Annotated in this window: 28 protein-coding genes and 3 riboswitches; of the genes, 13 read left to right on the top strand and 15 right to left on the bottom strand. The window is 35.9% G+C overall.

Translation table 11 applies throughout. The annotated features are described in order from the left end of the window. Window positions 1-63: 63 nt before the first annotated feature. Window positions 64-621, bottom strand: coding sequence for a GNAT family N-acetyltransferase (locus C2I06_RS04385; protein WP_095328299.1), 558 nt, complete (start codon window positions 619-621; stop codon window positions 64-66). 131 nt (window positions 622-752) lie between these two features. Between C2I06_RS04385 and C2I06_RS04390 the strand changes: the two genes are divergently transcribed. After that, complete coding sequence (locus tag C2I06_RS04390) at window positions 753-1,460, top strand: DNA alkylation repair protein (protein ID WP_095328300.1); 708 nt, start codon at window positions 753-755, stop codon at window positions 1,458-1,460. 61 nt (window positions 1,461-1,521) lie between these two features. Here the strand turns inward: C2I06_RS04390 and C2I06_RS04395 are convergent, their stop codons facing one another. From C2I06_RS04395 to C2I06_RS04410, 5 genes are all read right to left on the bottom strand, one after another. Then, window positions 1,522-1,989, bottom strand: coding sequence for a CBO0543 family protein (locus tag C2I06_RS04395; protein ID WP_095328301.1), 468 nt, complete (start codon window positions 1,987-1,989; stop codon window positions 1,522-1,524). Continuing rightward, window positions 1,982-2,467 carry a CBO0543 family protein gene (locus C2I06_RS04400; protein WP_095328302.1) on the bottom strand — a complete coding sequence of 162 codons (486 nt, stop codon included), beginning with the start codon at window positions 2,465-2,467 and terminating at the stop codon, window positions 1,982-1,984. Before C2I06_RS04400 ends, C2I06_RS04395 begins: the two co-directional genes overlap by 8 nt. Window positions 2,468-2,638: 171 nt before the next feature. After that, window positions 2,639-2,815 carry a hypothetical protein gene (locus C2I06_RS24840; protein WP_164463618.1) on the bottom strand — a complete coding sequence of 59 codons (177 nt, stop codon included), beginning with the start codon at window positions 2,813-2,815 and terminating at the stop codon, window positions 2,639-2,641. 226 nt (window positions 2,816-3,041) lie between these two features. Further along, window positions 3,042-3,692, bottom strand: coding sequence for a cupin domain-containing protein (locus C2I06_RS04405; protein ID WP_123257538.1), 651 nt, complete (start codon window positions 3,690-3,692; stop codon window positions 3,042-3,044). 141 nt (window positions 3,693-3,833) lie between these two features. Further along, window positions 3,834-4,691: a manganese catalase family protein gene (locus tag C2I06_RS04410; RefSeq protein WP_123257539.1), complete on the bottom strand. Its 858-nt coding sequence runs from the start codon at window positions 4,689-4,691 to the stop codon at window positions 3,834-3,836. Window positions 4,692-4,846: 155 nt separating this feature from the next. On the opposite strand from C2I06_RS04410, the gene C2I06_RS25425 reads away from it, so the two are divergent. Next, on the top strand, window positions 4,847-5,128 hold the full coding sequence (locus tag C2I06_RS25425) for an ATP-binding protein (RefSeq protein ID WP_235850182.1): 282 nt from the start codon (window positions 4,847-4,849) through the stop codon (window positions 5,126-5,128). Window positions 5,129-5,452: 324 nt separating this feature from the next. Here the strand turns inward: C2I06_RS25425 and C2I06_RS04420 are convergent, their stop codons facing one another. The 4 genes from C2I06_RS04420 to C2I06_RS04435 form a co-directional block, all read right to left on the bottom strand. Then, window positions 5,453-5,818, bottom strand: a complete 366-nt coding sequence (locus C2I06_RS04420) for a YhjD family protein (protein WP_095328305.1) — start codon at window positions 5,816-5,818, stop codon at window positions 5,453-5,455. A gap of 16 nt (window positions 5,819-5,834) precedes the next feature. Continuing rightward, window positions 5,835-6,164 (bottom strand): YolD-like family protein, encoded by a 330-nt coding sequence (locus C2I06_RS04425; RefSeq protein ID WP_095328306.1) that lies wholly within the window; start codon window positions 6,162-6,164, stop codon window positions 5,835-5,837. A gap of 413 nt (window positions 6,165-6,577) precedes the next feature. Next, window positions 6,578-6,820 (bottom strand): DUF2164 domain-containing protein, encoded by a 243-nt coding sequence (locus tag C2I06_RS04430; RefSeq protein ID WP_095328307.1) that lies wholly within the window; start codon window positions 6,818-6,820, stop codon window positions 6,578-6,580. A gap of 13 nt (window positions 6,821-6,833) precedes the next feature. Continuing rightward, a complete protein-coding gene (locus C2I06_RS04435; RefSeq protein ID WP_095328308.1) occupies window positions 6,834-7,388 on the bottom strand; it encodes a GNAT family N-acetyltransferase in 555 nt (184 codons plus the stop codon). Window positions 7,389-7,559: 171 nt separating this feature from the next. Here C2I06_RS04435 and C2I06_RS04440 point away from each other — a divergent pair, with 171 nt between their 5' ends. After that, complete coding sequence (locus C2I06_RS04440) at window positions 7,560-8,609, top strand: LLM class flavin-dependent oxidoreductase (RefSeq protein WP_123257540.1); 1,050 nt, start codon at window positions 7,560-7,562, stop codon at window positions 8,607-8,609. 18 nt (window positions 8,610-8,627) lie between these two features. Here the strand turns inward: C2I06_RS04440 and C2I06_RS04445 are convergent, their stop codons facing one another. Then, window positions 8,628-9,095 (bottom strand): hypothetical protein, encoded by a 468-nt coding sequence (locus C2I06_RS04445; protein WP_123257541.1) that lies wholly within the window; start codon window positions 9,093-9,095, stop codon window positions 8,628-8,630. A gap of 154 nt (window positions 9,096-9,249) precedes the next feature. Then, window positions 9,250-9,438, bottom strand: a complete 189-nt coding sequence (locus tag C2I06_RS24845) for a hypothetical protein (RefSeq protein ID WP_141231309.1) — start codon at window positions 9,436-9,438, stop codon at window positions 9,250-9,252. Between the two features lie 70 nt (window positions 9,439-9,508). Continuing rightward, a riboswitch (cyclic di-GMP riboswitch) is annotated at window positions 9,509-9,592 on the bottom strand. Between the two features lie 182 nt (window positions 9,593-9,774). On the opposite strand from C2I06_RS24845, the gene C2I06_RS24850 reads away from it, so the two are divergent. Beyond that, window positions 9,775-10,155, top strand: a complete 381-nt coding sequence (locus tag C2I06_RS24850; protein ID WP_164463619.1) for a hypothetical protein — start codon at window positions 9,775-9,777, stop codon at window positions 10,153-10,155. On the opposite strand, the gene C2I06_RS04455 is transcribed toward C2I06_RS24850, so the two are convergent. The 3 genes from C2I06_RS04455 to C2I06_RS04465 form a co-directional block, all read right to left on the bottom strand. After that, window positions 10,103-10,576, bottom strand: a complete 474-nt coding sequence (locus C2I06_RS04455) for a hypothetical protein (protein ID WP_123257543.1) — start codon at window positions 10,574-10,576, stop codon at window positions 10,103-10,105. The two genes, C2I06_RS24850 and C2I06_RS04455, sit on opposite strands and share 53 nt — an antisense overlap. Before the next feature lie 73 nt (window positions 10,577-10,649). After that, window positions 10,650-11,390 (bottom strand): AAA family ATPase, encoded by a 741-nt coding sequence (locus C2I06_RS04460; protein ID WP_123257544.1) that lies wholly within the window; start codon window positions 11,388-11,390, stop codon window positions 10,650-10,652. A gap of 20 nt (window positions 11,391-11,410) precedes the next feature. After that, the gene (locus C2I06_RS04465; RefSeq protein ID WP_217279845.1) at window positions 11,411-12,628 is read right to left on the bottom strand and encodes a Y-family DNA polymerase; all 1,218 of its coding nucleotides are present in this window, start codon (window positions 12,626-12,628) and stop codon (window positions 11,411-11,413) included. A gap of 591 nt (window positions 12,629-13,219) precedes the next feature. Further along, a riboswitch (SAM riboswitch) is annotated at window positions 13,220-13,328 on the top strand. Between the two features lie 66 nt (window positions 13,329-13,394). Next, a riboswitch (cobalamin riboswitch) is annotated at window positions 13,395-13,584 on the top strand. Between the two features lie 219 nt (window positions 13,585-13,803). Between C2I06_RS04465 and metE the strand changes: the two genes are divergently transcribed. From metE to C2I06_RS04515, 9 genes are all read left to right on the top strand, one after another. Beyond that, on the top strand, window positions 13,804-16,089 hold the full coding sequence (gene metE, locus C2I06_RS04470) for a 5-methyltetrahydropteroyltriglutamate--homocysteine S-methyltransferase (protein WP_123259110.1): 2,286 nt from the start codon (window positions 13,804-13,806) through the stop codon (window positions 16,087-16,089). Between the two features lie 245 nt (window positions 16,090-16,334). Continuing rightward, window positions 16,335-17,054, top strand: coding sequence for a YebC/PmpR family DNA-binding transcriptional regulator (locus tag C2I06_RS04475; protein ID WP_047940162.1), 720 nt, complete (start codon window positions 16,335-16,337; stop codon window positions 17,052-17,054). Between the two features lie 988 nt (window positions 17,055-18,042). Beyond that, the gene (locus C2I06_RS04485; RefSeq protein WP_123257546.1) at window positions 18,043-18,360 is read left to right on the top strand and encodes a hypothetical protein; all 318 of its coding nucleotides are present in this window, start codon (window positions 18,043-18,045) and stop codon (window positions 18,358-18,360) included. Between the two features lie 1,072 nt (window positions 18,361-19,432). Then, on the top strand, window positions 19,433-20,200 hold the full coding sequence (locus tag C2I06_RS04490) for a MerR family transcriptional regulator (RefSeq protein ID WP_123257547.1): 768 nt from the start codon (window positions 19,433-19,435) through the stop codon (window positions 20,198-20,200). A gap of 229 nt (window positions 20,201-20,429) precedes the next feature. Next, window positions 20,430-20,894, top strand: a complete 465-nt coding sequence (locus C2I06_RS04495) for a VanZ family protein (RefSeq protein WP_123257548.1) — start codon at window positions 20,430-20,432, stop codon at window positions 20,892-20,894. 74 nt (window positions 20,895-20,968) lie between these two features. After that, window positions 20,969-21,280: a hypothetical protein gene (locus tag C2I06_RS04500; protein WP_123257549.1), complete on the top strand. Its 312-nt coding sequence runs from the start codon at window positions 20,969-20,971 to the stop codon at window positions 21,278-21,280. 38 nt (window positions 21,281-21,318) lie between these two features. Continuing rightward, window positions 21,319-21,546: a hypothetical protein gene (locus tag C2I06_RS04505; RefSeq protein WP_123257550.1), complete on the top strand. Its 228-nt coding sequence runs from the start codon at window positions 21,319-21,321 to the stop codon at window positions 21,544-21,546. Next, the gene (locus C2I06_RS04510; protein WP_249928275.1) at window positions 21,540-21,878 is read left to right on the top strand and encodes a hypothetical protein; all 339 of its coding nucleotides are present in this window, start codon (window positions 21,540-21,542) and stop codon (window positions 21,876-21,878) included. The genes C2I06_RS04505 and C2I06_RS04510 overlap by 7 nt, the downstream gene beginning before the upstream one ends. A gap of 536 nt (window positions 21,879-22,414) precedes the next feature. Further along, a complete protein-coding gene (locus tag C2I06_RS04515; RefSeq protein ID WP_249928276.1) occupies window positions 22,415-23,950 on the top strand; it encodes a spore germination protein in 1,536 nt (511 codons plus the stop codon). Window positions 23,951-24,076 lie beyond the last annotated feature (126 nt).

Raw genomic sequence — 24,076 nt, forward strand, 5'->3', positions numbered from 1 at the left:
TAAGAAGGATAACGATGTTTCTTCTCTAATATCTTTATATCGACAAACCGAAAGCCCTGCTTCTTACACAGGGCTTTTTTTAAAATCTCCTTTAAGGATCGAATACATATATAAATCATCAAACTTTCCGCGTGTATACTCATAATGCCTTAATAGGCCTTCTTTTAAGAAGCCGTGTTTTTCGACTAATTTTTGCGAGGCTGTATTGGCTGGTTCGATTAAGGCCTCGACTCTTTCTAAGCTAAGCTGTTGAAATCCATAGGCGAGAACAGCGTTGAGGGCTTCGCCTGCGATTCCTTGCCCCCAATAGCTTCTGCTTAATTCATAGCCAATTTCTGCTTTATAATGCTTTGGCTGTCTATTCAGAAAGCCGCAGCTTCCTATAACGATGTTCTCCTTTTTCAATGTGATGCACCAGCGTATGCCAGTGCCTTTTTCCCAGATTGATTTGTACCAATTTATTTCTTCTAATACATCATCTGCTGACTTGTAAGGTTCAAGCCCCATATGCTGCACTACCTCTTGATCCGATAAGTAGATATACATATCTTTTGCATCTTCATTTGTTGCCTGTCTTAAATGCAAACGCTCTGTTTCTATGATAGGGAATGGCTGCTTCATTGACAATACTCCTTTTTTCTAAATACAATGGATAGGTGTATACTTCAACAAGAAACAGATAAATTCCTTCAATTGTCAAAAGTCCACAGAATATATATTTGAATTAAAATAATAGAAGAGGAAGTGAAACAATGGATTTGGAAACAGTTATGCAGGAACTAGAAGCACTAGGGAAGGAAAGAACGAAAAAGATTTATATGGGAAACGGAGCGCAGGAGCCGGTTTTTGGGGTTGCAACAGGTGCGATGAAGCCACTTTCCAGGATAATTAAGAAAAATCAGCCCTTAGCAGAAGAACTATATGCAACGGGTAACTATGATGCCATGTATTTTGCAGGGGTTATTTGTGATCCAAAGAGCATGACAGAGGAAGATTTTGAACGGTGGATTGATGCAGCTTATTTTTACATGATTTCCGATTACATAGTAGCCGTTTCTTTAGCGGAAACTGATTTTGCCCAAGCTGTTGCTGATAAGTGGATCGAAAGCGGAGAAGAATTTCGTATGTCAGCCGGATGGAGCTGTTATTGCTGGCTGTTAGGAAACCGCAAGGACGAGGAGTTTAGTGAAACCAAGCTTGCAAGCATGTTGGAGCAAGTGAAAAATACGATTCATCAAGCTCCAGATATTGTGAAATCCTCTATGAACAACTTTATTGCCACTGTGGCCATTTCCTATGTTCCCTTACATGAGCTGGCAGTAGCAACAGCTAAAGCAGTAGGTCCAGTGGAAATCAAGAAAGGCAAGAAAAAAAGCACGACCTCGATTGTAGCAGACAGAATACAAAAAGAGCTGGACAGGGGAATGCTTGGGTTCAAGCGGAAATATGTAAGATGTTAAAGAAAAAGGCCAAATTCCTTCATGTTCAGGGGGAATTTGACCTTTTATTTATCCTTTGTATTTATGAAAAACCTTTTCTAAACCAGAAGGCAAATGTCTTAGTCATATATAAAACGAGGAAGTCGATACTGACAGCAAGCCACCAATGCCAGTTTAGATCATGAATAAGATTGCTATTTTTCTCTACTAAAAACATATAAAGATGTATGCCATTGCTAAAGATTAAGTAATAGAGGAAAATTTTTAGCCGATGTTTCTTTTCCGGATAATAGAGAAGAAAAAGAACAGCGAAGGTTGGCAATACTATGTAGTAGAGGGAGAAACTCATTTTTGTTGCATGCGAAAATTCTCTATATGGAAATCTCACCAAGTCCATCGATACTTGTATATGTGTAAAGATCCAAGCAGTTGCATGGGCAAATAAAAAAACAATTTGAAAATATCTTTTTCTCTCTTTCGGAATAAAGCGAATGAGTAAAAACAAACAGACAACCCATGAAACAATTAAAATAATTAGTTCCTTATTCATTGTATTTCAGTTCCTTTTTAAACCAACTATAGTAAGTATGGTTAATATACAATGTGACCATAACACTTAGCAGCGTATAATATCCGTGCCAACTAAGATAGTCCACGAGTTCGGTGTAGCGCTCTATTACTACTTCAAGACAAGTAAAGAATCCAGCAAAGAGAAAATAATAGAAGAATTTTCCTGTTTTTTTAAATTTTTTGGGAAAGTATAAACTAAACATAATCGCTGTCACAGGGAAAAGGAAAAACTCAAATGTAAAGCTAGACCGGTTAAATTCGTTTGCGGAGGAGAAGAGTTGAACAGGGTAGTCAATCATATTCCATTCCACAGCAAGTAATCCGGCAGGCCAGGTAATAATCTGCAGAGATAAAAATATCACCCACGCATCTCTCGTTTTCTGTTTGGGAACAAGTAAGAAAATGGCAAGGATACTGATTGCGATAATCCCAACTAAAATCCATCTTTCCATATTCATGGGGAATTTCACCTGCTCAAATAGATAGTTATTCATAGTATTGCCGCGGGGACAGAATTTATCCAGAAAAATAAAATGGAAGACTTCTAGATTATTCTACCCTTAACAAGTGAAGGCAGGTGGAAAGCAACTGTCCATTGGCAGATAGAGAAGTAATAGCAGCAAACAAATTTATTGCTTGCGTTCTCTGGCTTTCCCGTAATGTTTCCAAACATAATAAATGCACCAAAATACAATCGGCAAAGATAAGGGAATATAACTCTTTTCTGGTGGAAGAAAGAGAATAAGTACAATTCCTATTATTAAAAAAGAAGGCATTAATAGCCAATACTTTTTATCTATGTTCATTTGTACCACTCCAAATAGTTTGTTTATTACATATACGCGCTAGTGGATGAGAAAGTTTCCTTTCGTTATCAAACTTTCCCCAAGAATGAGAAAAATGCTGTTTTTTCTATAACCAAATTGTTAAGACTGCATATGATAAAGTGGATGGACAACCAATAACTTGCCAGCTAGGAACGCGAAAAACTCTGCTCATTTCATCCTGAGCAGAGTTTTTTTTAGCAAAAAATTAATAATCAATCTGTTTATGATTAATTTGGATAGATATTTTATCGGGAACTTCTTTTTTTGTTTGTTCCAGATTGGAGACGGAGGAAGTTTGGAGGCGATGGGAATCTGGTGGACCAATGACAACAGATTCCTTCAGCGCAGAAAAAGCATTGGCAACCTTTTCTGAATCCACTCCATATGCTGCTTCAAAAACCTCTGGTGGAGTTAAGCGTAATGTATCGGAGCCTTCCGCACTTTCAAACTGGTCATTATTAAAGAAGAGATGTAAGTGCAATTTCTCTGTCGTCGGCTGTATCCAATGCCACCATGCCATTGGAATAAATACGACATCCCCAACTTTCGCATGGTAATGATGAAGTTTTCTTGTATCTGGATCAACAATCGAAATCATTGCTTCTCCGGATACAATGACATCTAATTCCCATGCGTTTGGATGCCAATGTGGCTCTCGCATATGTCCTCTTGTTAAAAATAAATCGACAAAGGCTCCACCAATCATAGCTGGTAATTGTGTGGAAGTAACTTTATAGGCAATGTTTTCGGGATTTCTTTCAAAAAATACATTATCACGAGTGTTATAAATAAGATTAGGAGTGCCACTTGATGAATGAATATTCGTGTTATCAGGAATATAGCCTGACTTTGACATGCGATTTTCCTCCAATACATAATTTTTAAGGAATAGATCCTATTTTTTAATATGCACATGGAATGACGATGGTGTTAAGGAGAGCAAGAAAAGAGGAAGAAAAAATGGAAGATGCCATAATGCTTCTCCCATTTTTTAAGCTTAATTATTTAAATCCATAAGGCCTGATGCATGCTCATTTGGCATATCTGGCAGTTCTGGAACTGGATAGCCTTGCGGTGGTGGAACGACATTTAAATCGCCATTATTTCGGCTAGGGGTTGTGCCTTGAAAAATCTCACCGATTCTCGTGTCGTCTAGGCGGAAATTAAATTGGGCATTGTGGAAGCCCATCTCTACATATTTGCGGCATTCAGGATATTTATTAATATCGTAGTTTGGAACAGGCAGAATTTTCCCCCAATCTACTCCTAATGTTTCTAATGCTTTGGCAAAAGCATTTTGATGAGCATTATCACGAACGATTAAAAAAGCAATCGTTTCTCTTAATGTCTTATTATCGCTCATTTCATAAATTCTTGATTTTTGAAGAACTCCTGTTGATTCTAACATTACATTATTGAGAAGATTAGCAACGAGGTTTCCATGGTCGTACACCCAAGAACCATTCCATGGATTTCCGCCTGCATCGACAGGAAGAGAAGCTTTTGCACCAATTATATAATGGTGAGGGTTTGCCCCGCCTTTGATGACATCATCTAAAGGAGCTCCATCACTTGCCATATTTCCTGGCATGCTACCACCAGAATCGTTTAGAAGCTGATTGATAGTGGATTGTACAAGCTCTACATGGCTAAGCTCTTCCAAGAATACGCCGCGGATAAGATCACGATACTGTTTTGCTTTTCCACGGAAGTTAGCGCTTTGAAAGGAGAACTGCATTAGTGTTCTCATTTCTCCAAACTGTCCGCCTAATGCCTCCTGCAATACTTTTGCTGCATTTGGATCTGGTTTGTCTGGGACGATCATATTGATTAAATCTTCTTTATAAAAATACATACATCATCTAGCTCCTTTTTGATAATCTGCATATCGTTTTTATGATTCCAAAAGTAGCTGAATCTATTCTGTACTAGAGAGAGTTGGAAATTTTTTGATAGGAAAAGATGATGATTTTTGTTAGAGTGAAGGAAGCATTTTGCTAATGGGGGAACATGAAAAGATTAGTCATCATGACAGTGGGCGTGACACATAGCGGAAAGTCCACTTTTTACGCAAACGTTAAAAGCAGACTTGAAAACGCGATTGTCATGGATCAAGATAATCATGCAGAATTTTTGCAGACCTATTATGAAAAGCTTTTGCCAAAGAAGTGGCCTAATCTTATTAAGCATGCTCTCACAAAAACAATTGTTGATTATGCCGTCCATCACTCTGACTGTCATCTCATTTTGAGTAATAGCAATCGCGAAAGTCGGATGGAACTGCTTCAATAGTATAAAACACATGGTTTCACGACGATTCTTGTCCATTTTGATCTGCCGATAGAGCTGCTAAAGGAGAGAATTGCGAGAAGCAAGCAGGGAAAATTACGTTTGAGAACAGCAGCCACTTACGAAGTCGCTTCTTGAGCGTCAGCATAAATAAGCAGCGAAGGGGTAGCGGATTATTTATATAGGGTAAAGCAGGAAGCAGATATCTCAGTTACGAGGGATTTGATTGTTAGTATATTTAAGTAGGCTAAAAAAATTGATTCCTGAGATGAATGGAGTCCATTTTTCATGACCATTAATCTCAGGATTTTATTTATTTAAGGCAACTTAAAAAACAGCATTTTCCTTAAATAAATAGTAAGATAATAGCTTTTCTGTATTTGCTTTTAATTCTGTATTAGCAAATCGGTGAACTTCGTGATAGTTGGCTACATAGTAATGATACTCGGTAAAGTTTTTATCCATATTGCCTTTTATTAGTTTTAATTTCTTTCTATCCATTTTTTCTTTGAAGCCTTTTAAATCATCTTGGACTTTTTTCATCGTATGTTCGATTAAGTTTAGATAGACTTGATTAAGTTTAAAGGGAGTTGTTTTTGCTTGCTGGTAATCTCTTTCTAAAACAGTTAGCAAGAGAGGCAAATAAATGAGATGTTCCAGTATTTTTATGTCTTCCTTTGATAGTCTATTCATGGTGATTTCCTTTAAATTATAGGCGTTCCACATCGATTAATAGATGGAATGGAATGTAGTGAATAACATTGGTTTCGTCTTCTATCCGAAGTTCCTTTTTTAAGTAGTCAATAAAAACAGTTCTGCCAATGAATGTTTCGATAAATCCATTTTTAAATAATGAAAATTGCAGAAATAAATGATATTCCATTCCCTCGTGAATAAGTAAATCGATATCATTTAATTTTTCTTGATCTAATTCTGGCTTTTTTATTTTTTTCTCATTTAATAGCTCTTCTTTCACAGCAGCAACATGTTCTGGCAGCATCATTGCTACCCATTTTTTTGTTCCACGGTCTTTAATCATGTAAACACTCTCCTTATATTATTATAATAAAACGAACAGACGTTCTTTTCAATACTTTTTTGAGAACGTTTGTTCGTTTTATAATATGCACATAATGATTATATATATGTGAAGTTAGAAAAAATCGTAGCGTATAGGAAACCACTGGTTAGGTGAGTGCGTATAAAACATAAAAGCGAGGGTGATCGAAGAGAGTAGGGGATTTTCGGTTTCGCTAATAAACGTGGAGGAGCTGATTATATGTTTGACTATCAATTTGTTTCCATTCCCGTTAAAGGATTGAGTGGAATACTCAAAATGGATTATCAACCAATTTGTTCATGAATATGCAAGAAACGGTGGAGTTGCTTTTAACAATGGAGCTAGTTTTTGAAAAAAACGAAAAGAAGGGGAAGGCAGTGGGCCTTCCCTTTTTATTTAATCGGTCTTTCCAGTGTCAATAATTCGTCTTCAAGAGAGCTGGCTCTTTCTTCCACGATTTTTCTTGCATCTTTTACTCCAGCATTATAAAAATGGGGAGCAAGGGAGTCTTTCACAAAGTCTAACACTCGTTCGGCAGCAAATTCCGAAATCTCTTCTTCTCGCTCTTGAGAAAAAAAGAATTGAATGTCTGCAATCATTGCTTTTTGTTGTTCTCTAGTCAATTTATAAAACATGGTATCCCGTCCTTTATTTTGAGTTTTCCCATTCTTCACGCAACAAACCATAGATAACATGGTCGACATAATGGTCATAAAGCCATTCTGCTTGTCTAATAATCCCTTCTTCTGTAAATCCAAGTCTTTCTGGAAGTGCTCTGCTTTTTTTATTTTCGCTTGCTGCTGCAATTTGAATACGATTAAGCTTTAATTCAGTGAAGCCATAATGGATGATTGCTTGGCATGCCTTTGTCATAATTCCCTTTCCCTGATATTCTTCCCCTAACCAATAGCCAATTTCACCAATCTTACTTGTACGGTTAATCACGTTGAAACCAATGGTTCCGGCAATTTTTCCTTTATAGAGAATGGCTGTGGATTTTGGATAGCCGCCCATTTCAATAATTTCTTGCAGTCTTTGCCGAATATTTTCTTTTGTGTCTTCTACTGTTCGCGTATAATCGAGCCAGCCGAGCCATTCCTTTAAATAGGCTTTATTTTTCATCGTTAATTGGAAAAATTCTTCGGCATCATCTAAACGGAACATTCTCAGTGCTAAATCTTCATCAATTGTATGTTCAAACATATGTATCCCTCCGCGGTTAGATTATGTATATTCTTTCATTGTAAGGGAAGTGAATCAGAAGTTCATTACTTTTTTCTTCGCTAACACAATAGTTGTAATTCGAGACATCTCCTGTTTTAATAGAGAAGAAGATATGATTTTTGTGTCATTATTAAGGAGGATATATTCATAGTGGAGATAGGTATTAGTACGTTTGTAGAGACAACTCCAGACCCGCATACAGGGAAGGTAGTAAGCCATGCAGAGCGAATTCGTCAAGTAGTGGAGGAAATTATTTTAGCAGATAAAGTTGGGTTAGATGTTTTTGGCGTAGGAGAACATCATCGAAAAGATTATGCCGCGTCCGCACCTGCGCTTATTTTAGCAGCAGCAGCCACACAGACAAGTAAGATTCGGTTAACAAGTGCGGTGACGGTTCTTTCTTCTGATGATCCGGTTCGGGTGTTTCAAGATTTTGCAACATTGGACGGGCTATCAAATGGACGTGCCGAAATTATGGCCGGCCGAGGTTCTTTTATTGAATCATTTCCGCTCTTTGGCTATGATTTAAATGATTATAATGAATTATTTGATGAAAAATTAGATTTGCTTTTAAAATTGCAAGCATCCGAGAAAGTAACATGGAGTGGAAAGCATCGTGCAGCTATTCAAAATCGTGGTGTTTATCCACGGTCAGTGCAAGATCCACTGCCAATATGGATTGGAAGTGGAGGAAATAGTGAGTCTGTTGTACGAGCTGGGATTCTTGGATTACCACTAGTGTTAGCGATTATCGGAGGAAACCCGGCAAACTTTGCCCCGCTTGTCGACCTGTATTACCGTGCAGTGGAGCATGCCGGTCATGATCCGAAAAAGTTAACGGTCGCGTCTCATTCTCATGGATTTGTAGGAGAAGATCCACTGCTTGCAGCAGATGCATTCTTCCCATCTACTCAATATGCCATGAATGTGCTTGGGAAAGAAAGAGGATGGGAACCATATACTCGAGAAACTTTTGATGCCGCTTGCAGTGAAACTGGAGCCTTATATGTCGGAGATCCGCGTACTGTCGCAGATAAAATTATTGCACTGCGCAAAAATGTGGGAATCACACGATTTATGCTCCATGTTCCTGTTGGCAGCATGCCACACGACCAAGTGATGCGTTCAATCGAATTGCTTGGAACAGAAGTTGCCCCAATTGTCCGCAAAGAAATTGCCGAATGGGAAAGTAATAATTAAAAAGATAAGGACTGCTCGTTAAGAAGCAGTCCTTATCTTTTTATCGGAGATGATAAATTTTTGAAACCAGTAATTAAGAAAAGAGAGGCCATATGCAATTAAGAATAAATGAATGGATGTGAATTTTTTTAATTTATAAAAGCCTACTTTTTGAAAAAAGGAATTTAGTGGAAACGAAAAAATAAGATCCATGATTAAGTTTACTAATGTGTACACAAGGAATCTTTTTTGTGTTAAATGAAATATCCAAATATTAATGGCGGCGAAAGGTCCGAATATAAACCCTAATGCGTCTGCGACCAATGATTTTAATCCGCCTTTGACCTCCCACCATTTAAAGATAAGTGATAAGAGCGTTTCAATTAAGAGGATAGAAGCAGAGAAAAAAGTAACCGGAAGAAATTTTTTAATTGCTGATTTTGGAAGAAAAAACAAGCTTCCCCAACTAATCAGAACCATAAAAATTCGTAAAATAACAATCGACATTGGATTTCATCTCCATTTTGAAATTTTCTTAAATATGAAATATCTTTAGTTTTCTTCTATAATAATAATTTTATTCTCAGTAGAGTCGGAAAATTGCAGAATAAAGTTTGATTTGCTAAAGGGGATGGAACAGCAGAAAATAAAAAATCCATCATTAATTAATGATGGACTGGCAGTAAGGACAGGTGATATCAGTTAACTGCTTAAATTCAATTCGTTTAAAGTCTGATTTTTTAAAGGTGGAGTATGATTTATACTTTGATCCACACATACAATAATTTTTGTCCTTTACAACATGTCTAAGACAAGGCTTTTCATCCGTTACTACAGTTGGGTAAAACATTAACATTCCTCTTTTCTAATTTTATAAGGCAAATTAGACAGGAAGATTTATTAACAAGATATACAATAATCTTGGCAACCCGGCTGCCATAGCATTTCGCTTTAGGCCCGTGGCTTTGCGTCTTTTACTTTCGTAAAATTTGCCCAAACTTAATTCTACCATGTTCCTCTGTTAATTCAAGGTATAAAGTCATGATTTTTTAATGTTTTTTGTAAAAAAAATGAGTTTATAGTCCTATTTGCTGTCAAATAGGAAATATAGACGCGCGTAAATACTAATTTCAGATATATATTCGATTATATTCATGAATGTGGCAGAGGAAAACGGGATGGATTTTTGGGTATACGGCCAAAAGTGACGAAGAAAGAGGATGAATTGCCACTATATCAGCTAAAGTGGAGGGGGAATCAGCCAAACTACAGAATATATCAGCCAAAGTGGAGGGGGAATCAGCCAAACTACAGAATATATCAGCCAAAGTGGAGAGAAAATCAGCCAAACTACAGAATATATCAGCCAAAGTGGAAAGAAAATCAGCCAAACCACAGGGTATATCAGCCAAAGTGGGAGGAAATCAGCCAAATTACAGATATATCAGCCAAACCAAATAAAACCCCAACAAAAAAGCCGAGTAGCAATCCAATAGGGCGCGCTTTCTTTATAATTACGCCAAAAAGGATTTCTTCTCGAGCTTATTTATTAGCTTATAATATTTAATTAAAATAAATAATAAGAACGGATTAATAAGAAAGGAGTAGGCGAGTTTCCACCAGCCGTAATGAAAGAATCCCCATGGGGAAGGGAGTAAAGTAAGCCACTCGTATCCCACAATGACAAAATTCCATAGGAAAATAAACAAAATTTTATTTAGAATCCGCTTTTTCATCGGATAAAGGTTTAAGAAAATAATATTTACAGGCGGTACTAAAAATAGAATATGAATGATGGATTCCCAATCTACTTCGGTTTTGCTGAAGTACCAGTAGGCATGATATCCAATATCAATATATAAGTCAAATAGCTGTTGAAATGCAATCGTGAAGATCCATATATGTAAGATTTGATTTACTGTTAACTTTTTATTTGTTTTATAAGCAATCAAGTTAAATAAAAAGACAGAGAGTAATAATCCAAGCATAACATCCTCCTGGAAGTAATTAGATAGTTATACTATTTACTTACTTTGATTAGATTATCCTATATATGTTTTTTTACATTTCTTCTTCTGTAAATATATCTTTTAACATTTTCTCCCGATATTGCAAAAAGTATTTAGTAATTTGATAATGTTCTGTATCCTCATATGCTATTTCTTCGATTTGATCCCCGTCGAAGCTTAGAATTGTTGCATTTGGATACCCTAATAGAATCGGAGAATGGGTGGCAATAATAAATTGACATTCTTCTGTTTCTGCTAAATCATGGAGGATGCGGAGAAAGCTTAATTGCCGCTGCGGCGATAGCGCTGCCTCAGGCTCATCGAGCAAATAAATGGCTTCCCCTCTAAAACGATGGAGAAAGAGGGATAAGAAGGATTCGCCATGAGATTGCTGCAATAAGGACTTTCCGCCATAGCTCGCGAATTTTTTATTACTATCGAACTCATCTAGTTGATCAATATGGGTGGCAAATTGATAAAAGGATTCGGCCCGCAGAAAGAATCCATTGGTGAGCTTAGTCGGGGACCAAGATAGCTGCAGATATTCTCCTAAATCTGATTGAGAAGCATGAACCTCATAGCGGTTATTTCTTCCGCCGCCTGCTGTGTTAAATTGACATTGATAGGCAATTGCCTCAAGCAAGGTCGACTTTCCAGAACCATTTTCCCCTACAAAAAAAGTCACTTTATTTTGAAAATCGAGGGAGCTGAAATGGCTAATAGCAGGGATTGTAAAAGGATAGCTATTTTTTGATGGGATATTTTCTTCTTTTAAGCGAATTTGTTTTAGCATTTGAAACACCTCATTTTTGTTTATTTTTTATGACCGCCAAGCAGCTGTGCGCGCTGCAAGGCTGTACCGCCAGAAGTGTAGGAAACAGCACGTAAAAGGGCGGTCGATCCATAGCGATTTCGAATAGTATCGACAACATACCCAAGCTTTCTTTTTTTCCAGCCTCCTGTATCAAATAAATCTAATTGCATTTCATTATCATTCTCTAATTTTGTAATAGAAACAGAAATTTGTCTAACGGTTTGTCCTCGGTGATGCTCATGAAATAATTCAAGACAAACTTGATAAATAATCATGGTTACATTGGTCGGATTTTCGATTGTTCGCGAGCGCTGGAAACCGCCGCCGAACTCATCTTTGCTGTAGGAAATGCCTAATGTAACGGTGCGCCCTGCATGGTGATTACTTCGTGCTCTTTTGGCAACATCTTCGCACATTTCAAGAAGAACTGATTTGATTTCATCAATCTCTTTATAATCCCGTAATAAAATCTGACTTTTCCCATAGCTGATTTGTCCCTGCATAATAGGTGCGCCAATTTCCGATAAATCAATGCCCCAAGCATGATGGTAAAGTTGATTGCCCATAATTCCAAATTTTTTCTCTAGTAAGCCTAAATCATAGTGTGCAAGTTGACCAACAGAGAATATGCCCATATTATTTAATGTTTTTTCCGTTCGCTTCCCAATCCCCCACATATCGCGTAAAGGGGAGATAGGCCATAGTTTATCTGGAATGTCTTTATAAGTCCATCTGCTTATACCACCATCTGCTTTTTTTGCTTCTAAATCGAGGCAAAGCTTCGCCATCAGCATATTGGGACCGATGCCGATTGTTGAAGGCAGCCCAAACTCACGCATAATATCAGCTTTTATTTTTTGTGCTATTTGGAAGGGAGTGCCCAAGCTTTTTTCCATTCCACTGACATCCAGAAAGCTTTCATCGACAGAATAGGTATGGACAGCAGTCACAGGGACATATCGAAAAAATAATTTCGTTATTTCCGTTGACACCCGAACGAATAGTCCCATTTGGGGATTACTTACAATAATTCGTGGATCATCTGGTATTTCAAAAAGGCGGGAGCCAGTCTTTATCTTAAAATCCTTCTTCATAGCAGGAGATGCCGCAAGTACGACACTGCCTTTTTGATCGGTATTGCCGACAACAACTAGATGACAGGTTAGAGGGTCTAAACCTTTAGTGACCGCTATAATACTTGCATAAAAGCTTTTCATATCAACGCAAAGAATCGCTCTATTGGCCAATTGGTCATAATCAAACACGGTAGTGCTCCTTTTTTTATTGTTTTGTATGTTTACTAAGCTGTGAAAAGGAATAGAGTGCATATGATTATTCTTATCCTTGAATACGAAACTCTTGTTTTAGATGGTTTTGCCAGTTAAACGATCGATCGTTCCATGGTTAAAAAGATCGTAGTGAAGCAAAAGATTATATTCGAGTCCTTCTAGTAAGAGTAGTTCTATTCTGTATTTTATCTTTTTCTAAAATGAGAATTGATATTTTTTCGGGTTACTCTAAAATCTCTTTTATACTTTGAACATGCTCCGGCGGCAGCATCGCTGTCCATTTAATCGAACCTCGATTACGTATTCATCATCTCCTTAATGGTTTTATCATATCAGAACAAACGTTCGTAAACAAGAAGGGGAACAAGAAAAATAAGAGGTAAAAGAAGGAAATGAATTATTAGAGAATAAAAATTTTACGTATCCAAAAAGTAAAAAAACTTTCAACGTCTATAAAACAAGAATTGACAACAAGAAATTATCGTGCTAATATTTTGTTAATTCAAAATCGAATAAAAACTCTTATATAGAGAGGTGGAGGGACTGGCCCGTCGAAGCCTCAGCAACCATTCTTTTTAAAGAAAAGGTGCTAATTCCAGCAAAGCTACTATGCTTTGAAAGATAAGAGGGGGATAAGGATACAAGGTGAAACCTCTCTTTTTTTAAGGGAGGTTTTTTATTTTTTACACAGGACAATTGAATAGCGCAAATAGGTGCTGTGAATGAAGTATTCATAGCTTAAAAGGGAAGACCGGTTAGAATCCGGCACGGTCCCGCCACTGTAAAGAGGAGCAATTTCTCAATATCCACTGTCTTTTTAGATGGGAAGGGGAGAAAGAGTGATGATTCTAAGTCAGGAGACCTGCCTATTTTGTAAGTAAGCTACTCTACGTGGATATAGAGGAGGGAGACCATGTGTTGGGACAAAGCGTATCTCAACTCTAGTTAGTGCTGACTAAAATGAGAGAAAATCTCATAAGAGTCTGACTCCACTGTTTATCCAAGAAGCAAGAATGTAGGAAGCTTCTGTAAAGAGAATGTGGATGTCAGACTCTTTTTTTACTAACTTTCGGCTGAGAAAAAATAAGAAATGGGGAAAAGAAATGTACAAAAGTTCTAATTTAGGCTATCCGAGAATTGGAGAAAAGCGAGAATGGAAAAAAGCATTGGAACGTTATTGGAAGGGAGAGTGTTCCGAAGAAGAGCTTTTACAAGAAACGAAAAACCTTCGATTGAAAAACTTACAAAAGCAAAAGCTTCAAGGAATTGACTTGATTCCAGTTGGCGATTTTAGTTTCTATGACCATGTATTAGATACGGCTGCAATGTTTGGGCAAGTGCCAGCTAGATTTGCTTATGATGGGGGCAGGGTCCCGTTACAAACTTATTTTCAGATAGCTCGCGGAAATCCGGCTGCTGTAGCAGCAGCCATGAAAAAATGGTTTAACACAAATTATCACTATATCGTGCCAGAGCTTGGGGAGAGAACACCAACATTAACGGAGAATCGCCCGCTGTTTTTTTATCGGGAAGCAAAAGCAGCATTAGGAATCGAGGGGAAACCAGTATTATTAGGACCGCTGACCTTTGTCAAATTAGCAAAAGGCTATGAAGAAGATAAGCTTGCAGAAACAGTGGCATCCTATCTTCCTTTATATGCGCAGGTTTTAAAAGAGCTAGAAGCAGAAGGGGTACAATGGCTTCAAATTGATGAACCATATTTAGTAACAGATGTCACAGCAAGAGAATGGGAGATCACGCAGCAAATATATCAAACATTGCGAGAAGCGGCTCCAAACTTAAAAATAATTCTCCAAACCTATTTTGATTCTGTAACAGATTATAAAACAATTGTTTCGTTGCCTGTTGCAGGAATCGGTTTAGATTTCGTTCATGATGATGGAGAGAATTTAGTATCCATCCAGCAATACGGATTTCCCCAAGATAAAATCCTAGCGGCAGGCATTATTGATGGTAGAAATGTATGGAGAGCTAATTTAGAGGAAAAGTGGAATCTGCTTACAGAGATACAGAAAGCAATCGGAAGTGATAAGTTAATTGTTCAGCCGTCATCAAGCTTACTTCATGTACCGGTAACAGTGAAGGAAGAGCAAATCACTCCCATTTTAAAAGAAGCACTTTCTTTTGCAGATGAAAAACTACAAGAATTAAATGCATTAACAGAAGGAATTAGAAAAGGAAAAGCAGTCATTCAAGCAGAAATCAATAAAAGCGTAGAAGCAATCGGTCAATTGAATGCCTCCTCAGCAAGAAATAATCAACGCCTTCAAGAAGAATTAAAATGGCTTCCTGATAAAGTGGAAAGAAGCGAAAATGCAAAAATCAGACAGCAAGCACAACAAGAAGCTTTTAAACTCCCTATTCTTCCAACCACTACAATCGGAAGTTTTCCGCAGACAAAGGAAGTAAGGAAGGAACGCTTGCGATGGCGAAAAGGAGAAATAACGAATGAGGAGTACGAGACTTTTATTCAAGCAGAAATAAAAAAATGGATGGAAATACAAGAAGACTTGGGATTAGATGTATTGGTACATGGAGAATTCGAACGAACCGATATGGTTGAATATTTTGGCGAAAAACTAGCTGGTTTTCAGTTTACAACATTCGGCTGGGTTCAATCCTATGGTTCCCGCTGTGTGAAGCCGCCTATTATATATGGAGATGTGGCCTATGTGAATCCAATGACGGTGAAAGAAACGGTTTATGCCCAAAGTCTGACGAATAAGCCTGTGAAAGGAATGCTGACAGGGCCCATTACGATTTTAAACTGGTCTTTTGTAAGAGATGATATTTCACGAGCAGAAGTTGCCAAACAAATTGCCTTCAGCCTTAAGAATGAAGTAGAGGAGCTGGAGAAAAACGATATACGCATGATCCAAGTAGATGAACCGGCACTTCGTGAAGGGCTGCCATTGAAAAAAGAAAAGTGGCAGGGCTATTTAAATACTGCCGTCTATTCTTTTAAACTTGCTACCACTTTTGTGGAAAAGGAAACACAAATTCATACCCATATGTGTTATTCGAATTTTGAAGACATTATCGATGCTATTGATGCCCTCGATGTGGATGTCATTTCTATTGAAACTTCGAGAAGTCACGGTGAATTTATTCAAACATTTGCAAATAAAACATATGAGAAAGGAATTGGCCTTGGTGTATATGATATACATAGTCCTAGAGTGCCAACAAAAGAAGAAATAATGCAAACAATCGGAAACTCCTTAGGTGTTTTGGATCCACAATTATTCTGGATTAATCCTGATTGCGGCTTGAAGACTAGAAATGAAGAAGAAACGATTCGTGCACTTGAAGTGATGGTAGAGGCAGCGAAAGAAACAAGAGAAAAGCTATTTGTGCAAAAACAGTAATTGATCGTAAAAACTTGTAACCTTGGTTGCAAGTTTTTTTGCATTCCCATTAAAAATGTCCAAGGTTTGCCACAAAGTTTTTTTCAAAAAGCTGAATAAAATGGTCATTTCATGTATAATATTAGTGGCTTTAAGTAATGACAGATAGATAAGCGCTTAAATACAGTAACTAAAAGTTGAAGAAGTACCGTGTTTTTATCTATAATGAATAAGTTGAATGTATAAGCAGAAAGAGAGTGTTCATAATGGGTCGTAAATGGAACAATATTAAAGACAAAAAAGCTTCAAAAGATGCAAATACTAGTCGGATTTACGCAAAATTCGGACGTGAAATTTATGTAGCGGCTAAACAAGGGGAACCAGATCCAGAATCTAACCAAGCATTAAAAGTTGTACTAGAGCGTGCAAAAACATATAGTGTACCAAAACACATCATTGATCGTGCGATTGAAAAAGCAAAAGGCGGTTCCGAAGAAACATATGACGAGCTTCGCTATGAAGGCTTTGGCCCTAACGGTTCGATGGTAATCGTTGATGCTTTAACAAATAACGTAAACAGAACTGCTTCAGATGTTCGTGCCGCATTTGGCAAAAATGGCGGAAACATGGGAGTAAGTGGATCTGTTTCTTATATGTTTGATGCAACAGCTGTTATCGGTGTAGAAGGAAAAACAGAAGAAGAAGCATTAGAGCTACTAATGGAAGCAGATGTAGATGTCCGTGATATCATGGAAGAAGAAGATTCTGTTATTGTATACGCAGAGCCAGATCAATTCCACGCTGTCCAAGAAGCATTTAAACAAGCTGGTGTAACAGAATTCACTGTAGCCGAGTTAACAATGCTTGCTCAAAACGATGTAACATTAGATCCAGAGGCACAGGCGCAATTCGAGAAAATGATTGATGCAATCGAAGATTTAGATGACGTGCAGCAAGTATACCACAATGTGGATTTAGGCGAGTAAGCTGGATAAGAATAAATGATACCCCCCACTTTTGGATGGATGAGAGCCATTCAGAAAGTGGGGTTTTACTTTGTTATTAGCAGATGCTTACCAAGAATTTTTATACGATTTAAAGATTAAAAATTGCTCACCCAGAACTATTAAAGGATATACAAATAACAATAATTCATGTTTAAATTACTTGAAAAATGAATTTAATTTTAGCATATCTAATGCTTTTAAAGAATCAAGGACTGAGCATGTTGTACATAAATAATGTTCCTAAATGTGTTCGCGGTATATTTTATATTGCGCTAGGTACACTAGTTAATTTACTTATCTCTATGAATAACAAATTATATGCAGATGTAAGATGATTTTAATACACTATTTAAGATACTTGAATTTCAGTGTCTTTTAAGTAAAACTAGCAGTATCAAAAATTGTATCTACTGCGAACAGACTGACATCAGAATTAATTGGAGCTTCTATTAACTGAGTAGATAGGTAGTATTTTACTTGTTGGATATTGTCTTCCAAATCAGTATAGTTTAAATGTAAACCATTAGTTGGTTTACATTTAGGATTGAGATTTTTTATTTCTTGTAATTCACTTGGCTCAAGAGAAACTAATTCGTAAGATGCGTTAATATCATCACTTGATAATATCAGATCATCTAAATAGCCATTCAATGAGAGTGGAGTAATTTGTTCTCCTAAGATTAAAGAGGATGTTTCTTTGTCATAATTTTCAATTGATTGCTAGCTAGAACTGTATTATTTTTGATTTGATTTTCGTTTGCGAAAATACTTGATAGTAATAAAGAGTAACATAAAACAACTATAGATATGGTCACTAAAAGGAACTTTATACTTTTATTCTTTATTATACCCTCAAAATCAGCAGTATTTACCAAGGAAGCTTCTGTAATTATATTGGAATATATTGTAAATTATGGTGGATATTTTAAAAAATGTGTAGAGTATTTAAAAATAGGAGAGATATTCTATGAGAGTTATTTATAGTGTATTAAGAGAAATTGATAAAGGTGAATCTTTACCGACTGCAGAAGACTATGGATTTAAGCAGAGAGAATTTGAAAATTTCATATTTGATTTGGAAAAAGGGGGATATGTTGAAAGAGTGCTTAGAATGGATACGTTTTTCTCTTTGAAGCCAGCGAGATTAACCAAAAAGGGACATGATCTTGTAGAGGAATACAAGGAGTTAGAGAAGTCTTATCCGAAAAAAAAGAAAGATATCATTAAGTGGATACAAGTTGATAAAGAAATGTACTCGAATGACGCTGAGGGAGAAGAGTATTAATGTTTATGTTAATTTATGAGGTAGGAAGATAACAATTAAAACAGGGATTTTAACCTTTTAGCAAAAAAAACTAAGGATAAAGTATGTTTTAAATGTTAATATGGACACTTAACAAATAGAAGAAGATGTCAACTTATAATTATAAAAGTAACTATTAGAAATCAACTATATTCAATTTTGAATCGGGGTTACTTAAAAGGAGAGATTACAATGGAGACTATCGTTATAATGACTTTATGAGTGGAAATTACAAGAAAGAAAAATACTACGCATCCAAAAAAAGAGTAGTAAAAAAATGATTTAGATTAAGTAATTAGGAGAATATGAACATCCATTATTAATAGCTAAAGCTACCTTTGCTGCTAGTCCTGCAGCTGTTCCAGTTAATGCAGCTACTGAGTTTGCTGGTCATACTGCAATGGAAACACTAGCCATGCTTTAAATCTATTAGTTGATGTCCTTGTTGCGCTATTTATTTCAGTTGCTTCAGTAATTATTGTAGGTGGATGTTTCTTCTTTATGCTTGGAAAGAGTGAAAAGGGATGGAGTTCGATAATGAATGCTGGATTAGGTTATGGATTGATTCAAATTAGTCCATTAATAATGGAGATGTTAAAAGATATAGGGAGTGTTTTTTAACACTGACCACAATATTGTTTGGTAACAATAAAAATTATACGAAATACTTTTAATAAAGTAGAGTAATAACCCATCTTTTAAATTATAATAAATGTTAATAACTTCATACACTAAATGATTAGTGAAAACATTGATATAGTAGTATTATTAGCCCTAATTTAGATGACGTGCAGCAAGTATACCACAATGTGGATTTAGGCGAGTAAGCTGGATAAGAATAAATGATACCCTCCACTTTTGGATGGATGAGAGCCATTCAGAAAGTGGGGTTTATTTGTTGTTAGAAGAAGTATATCCACAGTCTATAAGCTGGGGAATTTTTAACTTATTCCCCAATAGCCAACCATTAGGTAGAATTTTTCCAATTCTCCCTTGAACCTCCAGTTACTTGAGGAGTTATAATGAGATTAAACTTTGAATAGGGGGAATTTTAATGGACAAAAATAACAAGTTTTCGATTGGGGAATTCTCAGAAAAGACAGGAGTATCAATTCCTACATTACATTATTATGATGAGATTGGTATATTACGACCCGAAAAGAATCCATCATCCGGTCACCGAATTTACAATTATCAGGATATTGTAACCTTACAGAAAATTCTTAGCCTAAAATTTCTAGGATATAGTCTAGATAATATTGCTAATTTGTTATATGAATCAAGTTTTACTACTGATTTGAATGAAAGTTTGTCTCTCCAATTGCAAGTGTTAGAAAAAGAACAAGAACAAATTGAACAATCCATAAAATCTATTAAAAGAGTAATTAAGCTAGTCAAGGAAGAAGGAGAAGTAGATAGTGCTGTTTTATTTAGCCTCATTCATAGCATGCGTACCGAATATATCCAAGAAGAGTGGATGGAGCGTCATATGTTAACAGATGTTGTTGAAGAGCTATCAAAGAAATCGGAAGAAGATAAAATCACTTTAGATAAAACATATATTCAGATGTCTAAAAAAGTAAAACGATTATATGGTAAACCAGTAGAGGATCCAGAAGTCCAAGAAATGATAAAGACCTATATAGAAGCATCCTTGGCATTTCTTGGGGAGGATTTGATGCAAAAGCTGGCTGATACTAATATGGAAGAGCTTGATATTCAAGAAATTGAAAATATGACACCATCTCCTTTTACAGAAGAAGAACAACAATGGATTAATCAAGCAATGGAATTTTATATGAAGCAAGAAGAATTGGAATAGATAGATTTAACCTTGAAGTTCAGAGAGAGAGAACTATTAATAGGGTATGCTTGCGGGATTTAACAGGTCTTTCCTTAAATAAAAGGGAAGCCTTTTTTTATGCTGGAATAAACAAAAAAATATTAGTAGAGGTAAAACTTCCCTTGGTTGAGAATCGTCTAATCATTGAAAGAGAGTAAATAAAGGGATGTACCAGCTTACAAAACATAGAAAAGTAATGGAGGGGAAAATGAAGAAAATAGGAAAAGTAGTTTTAAAGATAAGTTTCGTGTTTTATTTATTAGCACTAGTTTATTTATTATTCTTAGGCACAAGAGCGATCTTCTGGTCAGATATATCATGGATAGAATATATAAAATACTCATCCAATTTTGTCCCATTTAAAACGATCACTACCTATATTCTAGCAATGTTTAACGGAAGTATGAATATGTATATACCTATCGAAAATCTTTTTGGTAATTTTATGATGTTCATGCCAATGGGTATATACTTACCTTATTTATTCAAGCATTTAAACAAATTTAGCAAATTTATTATTTCGATGTGTTCCTTACTAATAGTTATTGAAGTAGTACAAGTAGTTACAAGATTAGGGAGTTTCGATATTGATGATTTTATCTTAAATATGTTAGGTGCATGGATAGGATATGGTATTTGGAAAACAAAAGTTGTCCAATATGTACTTAAATGACTTATGTTGAAGAAGGAGTACAACGAGAGAACAAAGAATATAAAAGGCGAGAATTTACAAGGGGATGATGTACGATGGAAGGGATACTGCAATCATTTTTAGAAGCGGAAATTTCAGATCAAGAGTTTTATGACGGCATTATTGATTTTATTTATAATGGCAATATAAGATGTGGAGAATATGAATGCAATGAATTTGTCATTCGGAAAATGGATCTTTTAAATTTTGTCGTTTATGTAGAGTATGTTATAGATGATAAGAGAGAAATTCACGGGTCTTTTTCTATCGCTAAAAATAAATTACTTCAAGCTATTAATGAATATGCACGAAAGCAAGGATTTGCCATAAGAAATTTCGAAGGTTATCCTAAACATAAAGGACATTGATCTAAAAAAGATTAATGTCTTTTTCGTTTGGATGTCTTATGGAAGAAAAGAGACGGTTTAGTAAAATTAAAGCAAGGGAAGAAACGATGGTGGATATTGTAAATTATAAAATATGGACTGTTTGTATGATTCAAAAGGACATAAATGCTGAAGAAAGAAGAAACAGATTAATTGAAGAAGAGTTGAAACCATCACTAATATTGCTATTCCAAAAAATGCTGGGATTTTTTCTTGTCCTTATAAAGATGATGGTCATCATATGTTAGTAGTTCAAGGTTTGAGCAAACATTTGGAATTTCCCAGGGGGCAGACAGGAATTAGGAAAGGAATGTGCAAAACGAGAAATACAAGAAGAACTCGATCTTTATATTCATCAACTTACAGAGATTTTTATTTCGGACATACTAAGTGGAAGGACTATTTCTATTTTGCAGCGTCTGTTGGTAGAATACCTGTGATGAATGAAATGGATAAAATAATAGGAATTAGATTTGTAAATAGTAAGGAAAAGATTAATTTTCCAATTGAGTTATCCTCAGCAATAAAAACAGTATTAGCTAGTAATCTTGTCCACGATAAAATAACTAAATGGATTTAACGTTTAGGTGGTTTCCTTTAAATAAAAGGGAGCTTTTTTTACGTTGCTATGGGAAAGACTAGTGGAATAATGATAAAAAGAAGTAGCATAAAGTCCTCTTACAATGAGGGGAAGCTAAAATCTAAGTATTAGTATTTTAGCTTTGTTCTCTTGGCAAATTATGCATTAAAAATCATCTTAATAAACTCATTTTTTCTCTCCCCCGATATTAGGCATCCATCCACCTTGACCCAAAAAGTTCCCATTTTTTGAAATGGAATCATAAAAATCTAACTCTTTTCATTGTAAGGATTCTGATTAACTCAGTTTCATCACTGTTTCTTAATCAATCAGCAAGATTAAACATGGGCTTTACCTCGTCTAGCTGAGTACTTAATTTTAATACTAATAATAGGGAACAAGTCTAGGTCTCCATCCTCTTAAAAGCTAAAGTTCAGGAAGCGTTCTCCTCATATTTCGTGTTTATGAATAAATGAGCGTAAAGGATAAAGAATATAAAATATTTCACTTATCTTCAATAGGAAGAGGATGATCATTTGTTAAGGAAAATCACTCGAAGTAAAGTACAAGAAGTAACAGAAGAGAAAAAGGAGACGACTCTTTCAACAATTCTTCATGAAAATCAAAATATACTACAATCGATTTTTCATTCATGCTTTGATGTAGTATTCCATTCATTTAAAATTTTCAATGAAATAAATGCGATTGTTATTTATATAGATGGGTTGAATAATAAAGAGGTATTAGAAGATCATGTATTAAAACCATTGCAGCAAAGGAAAAATAAACATACAACAAGCTTAAAAGAGAACATAGAAGAAAGCGTATTTTCGACAGATGTAAAGGAAGTCACTACAGTAGAGGAAGTGGTTAAGGAAATATTAAATGGAAAACCTGTATTAATGGTGGATTCTATCAATAAAGCATATACTTTTGGTTTAGCTAATTGGCAGAAACGATCAATTGAAGAGCCATCCAGTGAAAGTGTTGTTAGGGGACCAAGAGAAGGATTTATAGAGACTATGCAGATTAATCTATCACTCATTAGAAGAAAGATTAAAAGTTCTATGTTAAAAGCAGAATTAATCAATCTTGGTAGATATACGAATACAAGTGTGGCAATCACCTATATCGACGGTCTAGTAGAGGTAGATCTCTTAGAGGAGATAAAAAGAAGACTAAATAGTATTCAAGTAGATAGTATTTTAGAGAGTGGATATATAGAGGAGCTAATAGAAGATAACTCGTATTCTCCATTCCCACAAATTCTCAATACAGAGCGACCGGACGTAGTTGCAGCGCATTTATTAGAAGGAAGAGTGGCTATTTTGGTAGATGGAACGCCTTTTGTTTTGATTGTTCCAATCAGCCTCATAAGCTTATTGCATTCATCTGAAGATTACTATGAGCGTTTCATAATAAGTACAGCAGTACGAATTCTACGTTTTGTGTTTATGGTTATTTCGCTTTTATTACCGTCACTTTATGTTTCAATAGTTACGTTTCATCAAGAAATGATTCCGACAAATTTATTAATTAGTATTGCAGCAGCAAGAGAAGCTGTTCCGTTTCCAGCGGTTGTTGAAGCACTTATTATGGAAATATCCTTTGAAGCGCTAAGAGAGGCAGGAGTTCGACTGCCAAAGCAAATCGGCTCGGCGGTAAGTATTGTCGGAGCACTAGTTATTGGGCAAGCGGCAGTTCAGGCTGGATTAGTATCTGCACCAATGGTTATTGTAGTTGCTTTAACTGGAATTGCATCTTTTATGTCCCCTTATACAGCTACTGGCTCAGCATTAAGACTATTACGATTTCCGATTATGTTGTTTGCAAGTATGTTAGGCTTGCTCGGAATCATGCTATGTGTGATTGCTATTATCATTCATTTATGTAGTTTACGCTCATTTGGTCTTCCGTATCTTGCACCACTAGCGCCAGTCAAAAACACAGAATTAAAGGATGCGATTGCTAGAGCTCCATGGTGGAAAATGGATACACGACCAAGTTTAACGGGAAATGTTAATAAGTATCGACAGAGGGCAAGCCAGAAACCAAAAACAAAAAGAAATTAATGCCAAAACCAATTAACAAGATGTAATCTGCTTCCTGGATCTTGTTTTTGAGTATTTAGTAAATAGAAGCTAAAGGATCGAATTATTGCTTTATTATTAAAAACTCTATTATGAAAGGACTTACTT

The organism is Niallia circulans (genome assembly GCF_003726095.1).
Classification (GTDB): domain Bacteria; phylum Bacillota; class Bacilli; order Bacillales; family Cytobacillaceae; genus Niallia; species Niallia circulans_A.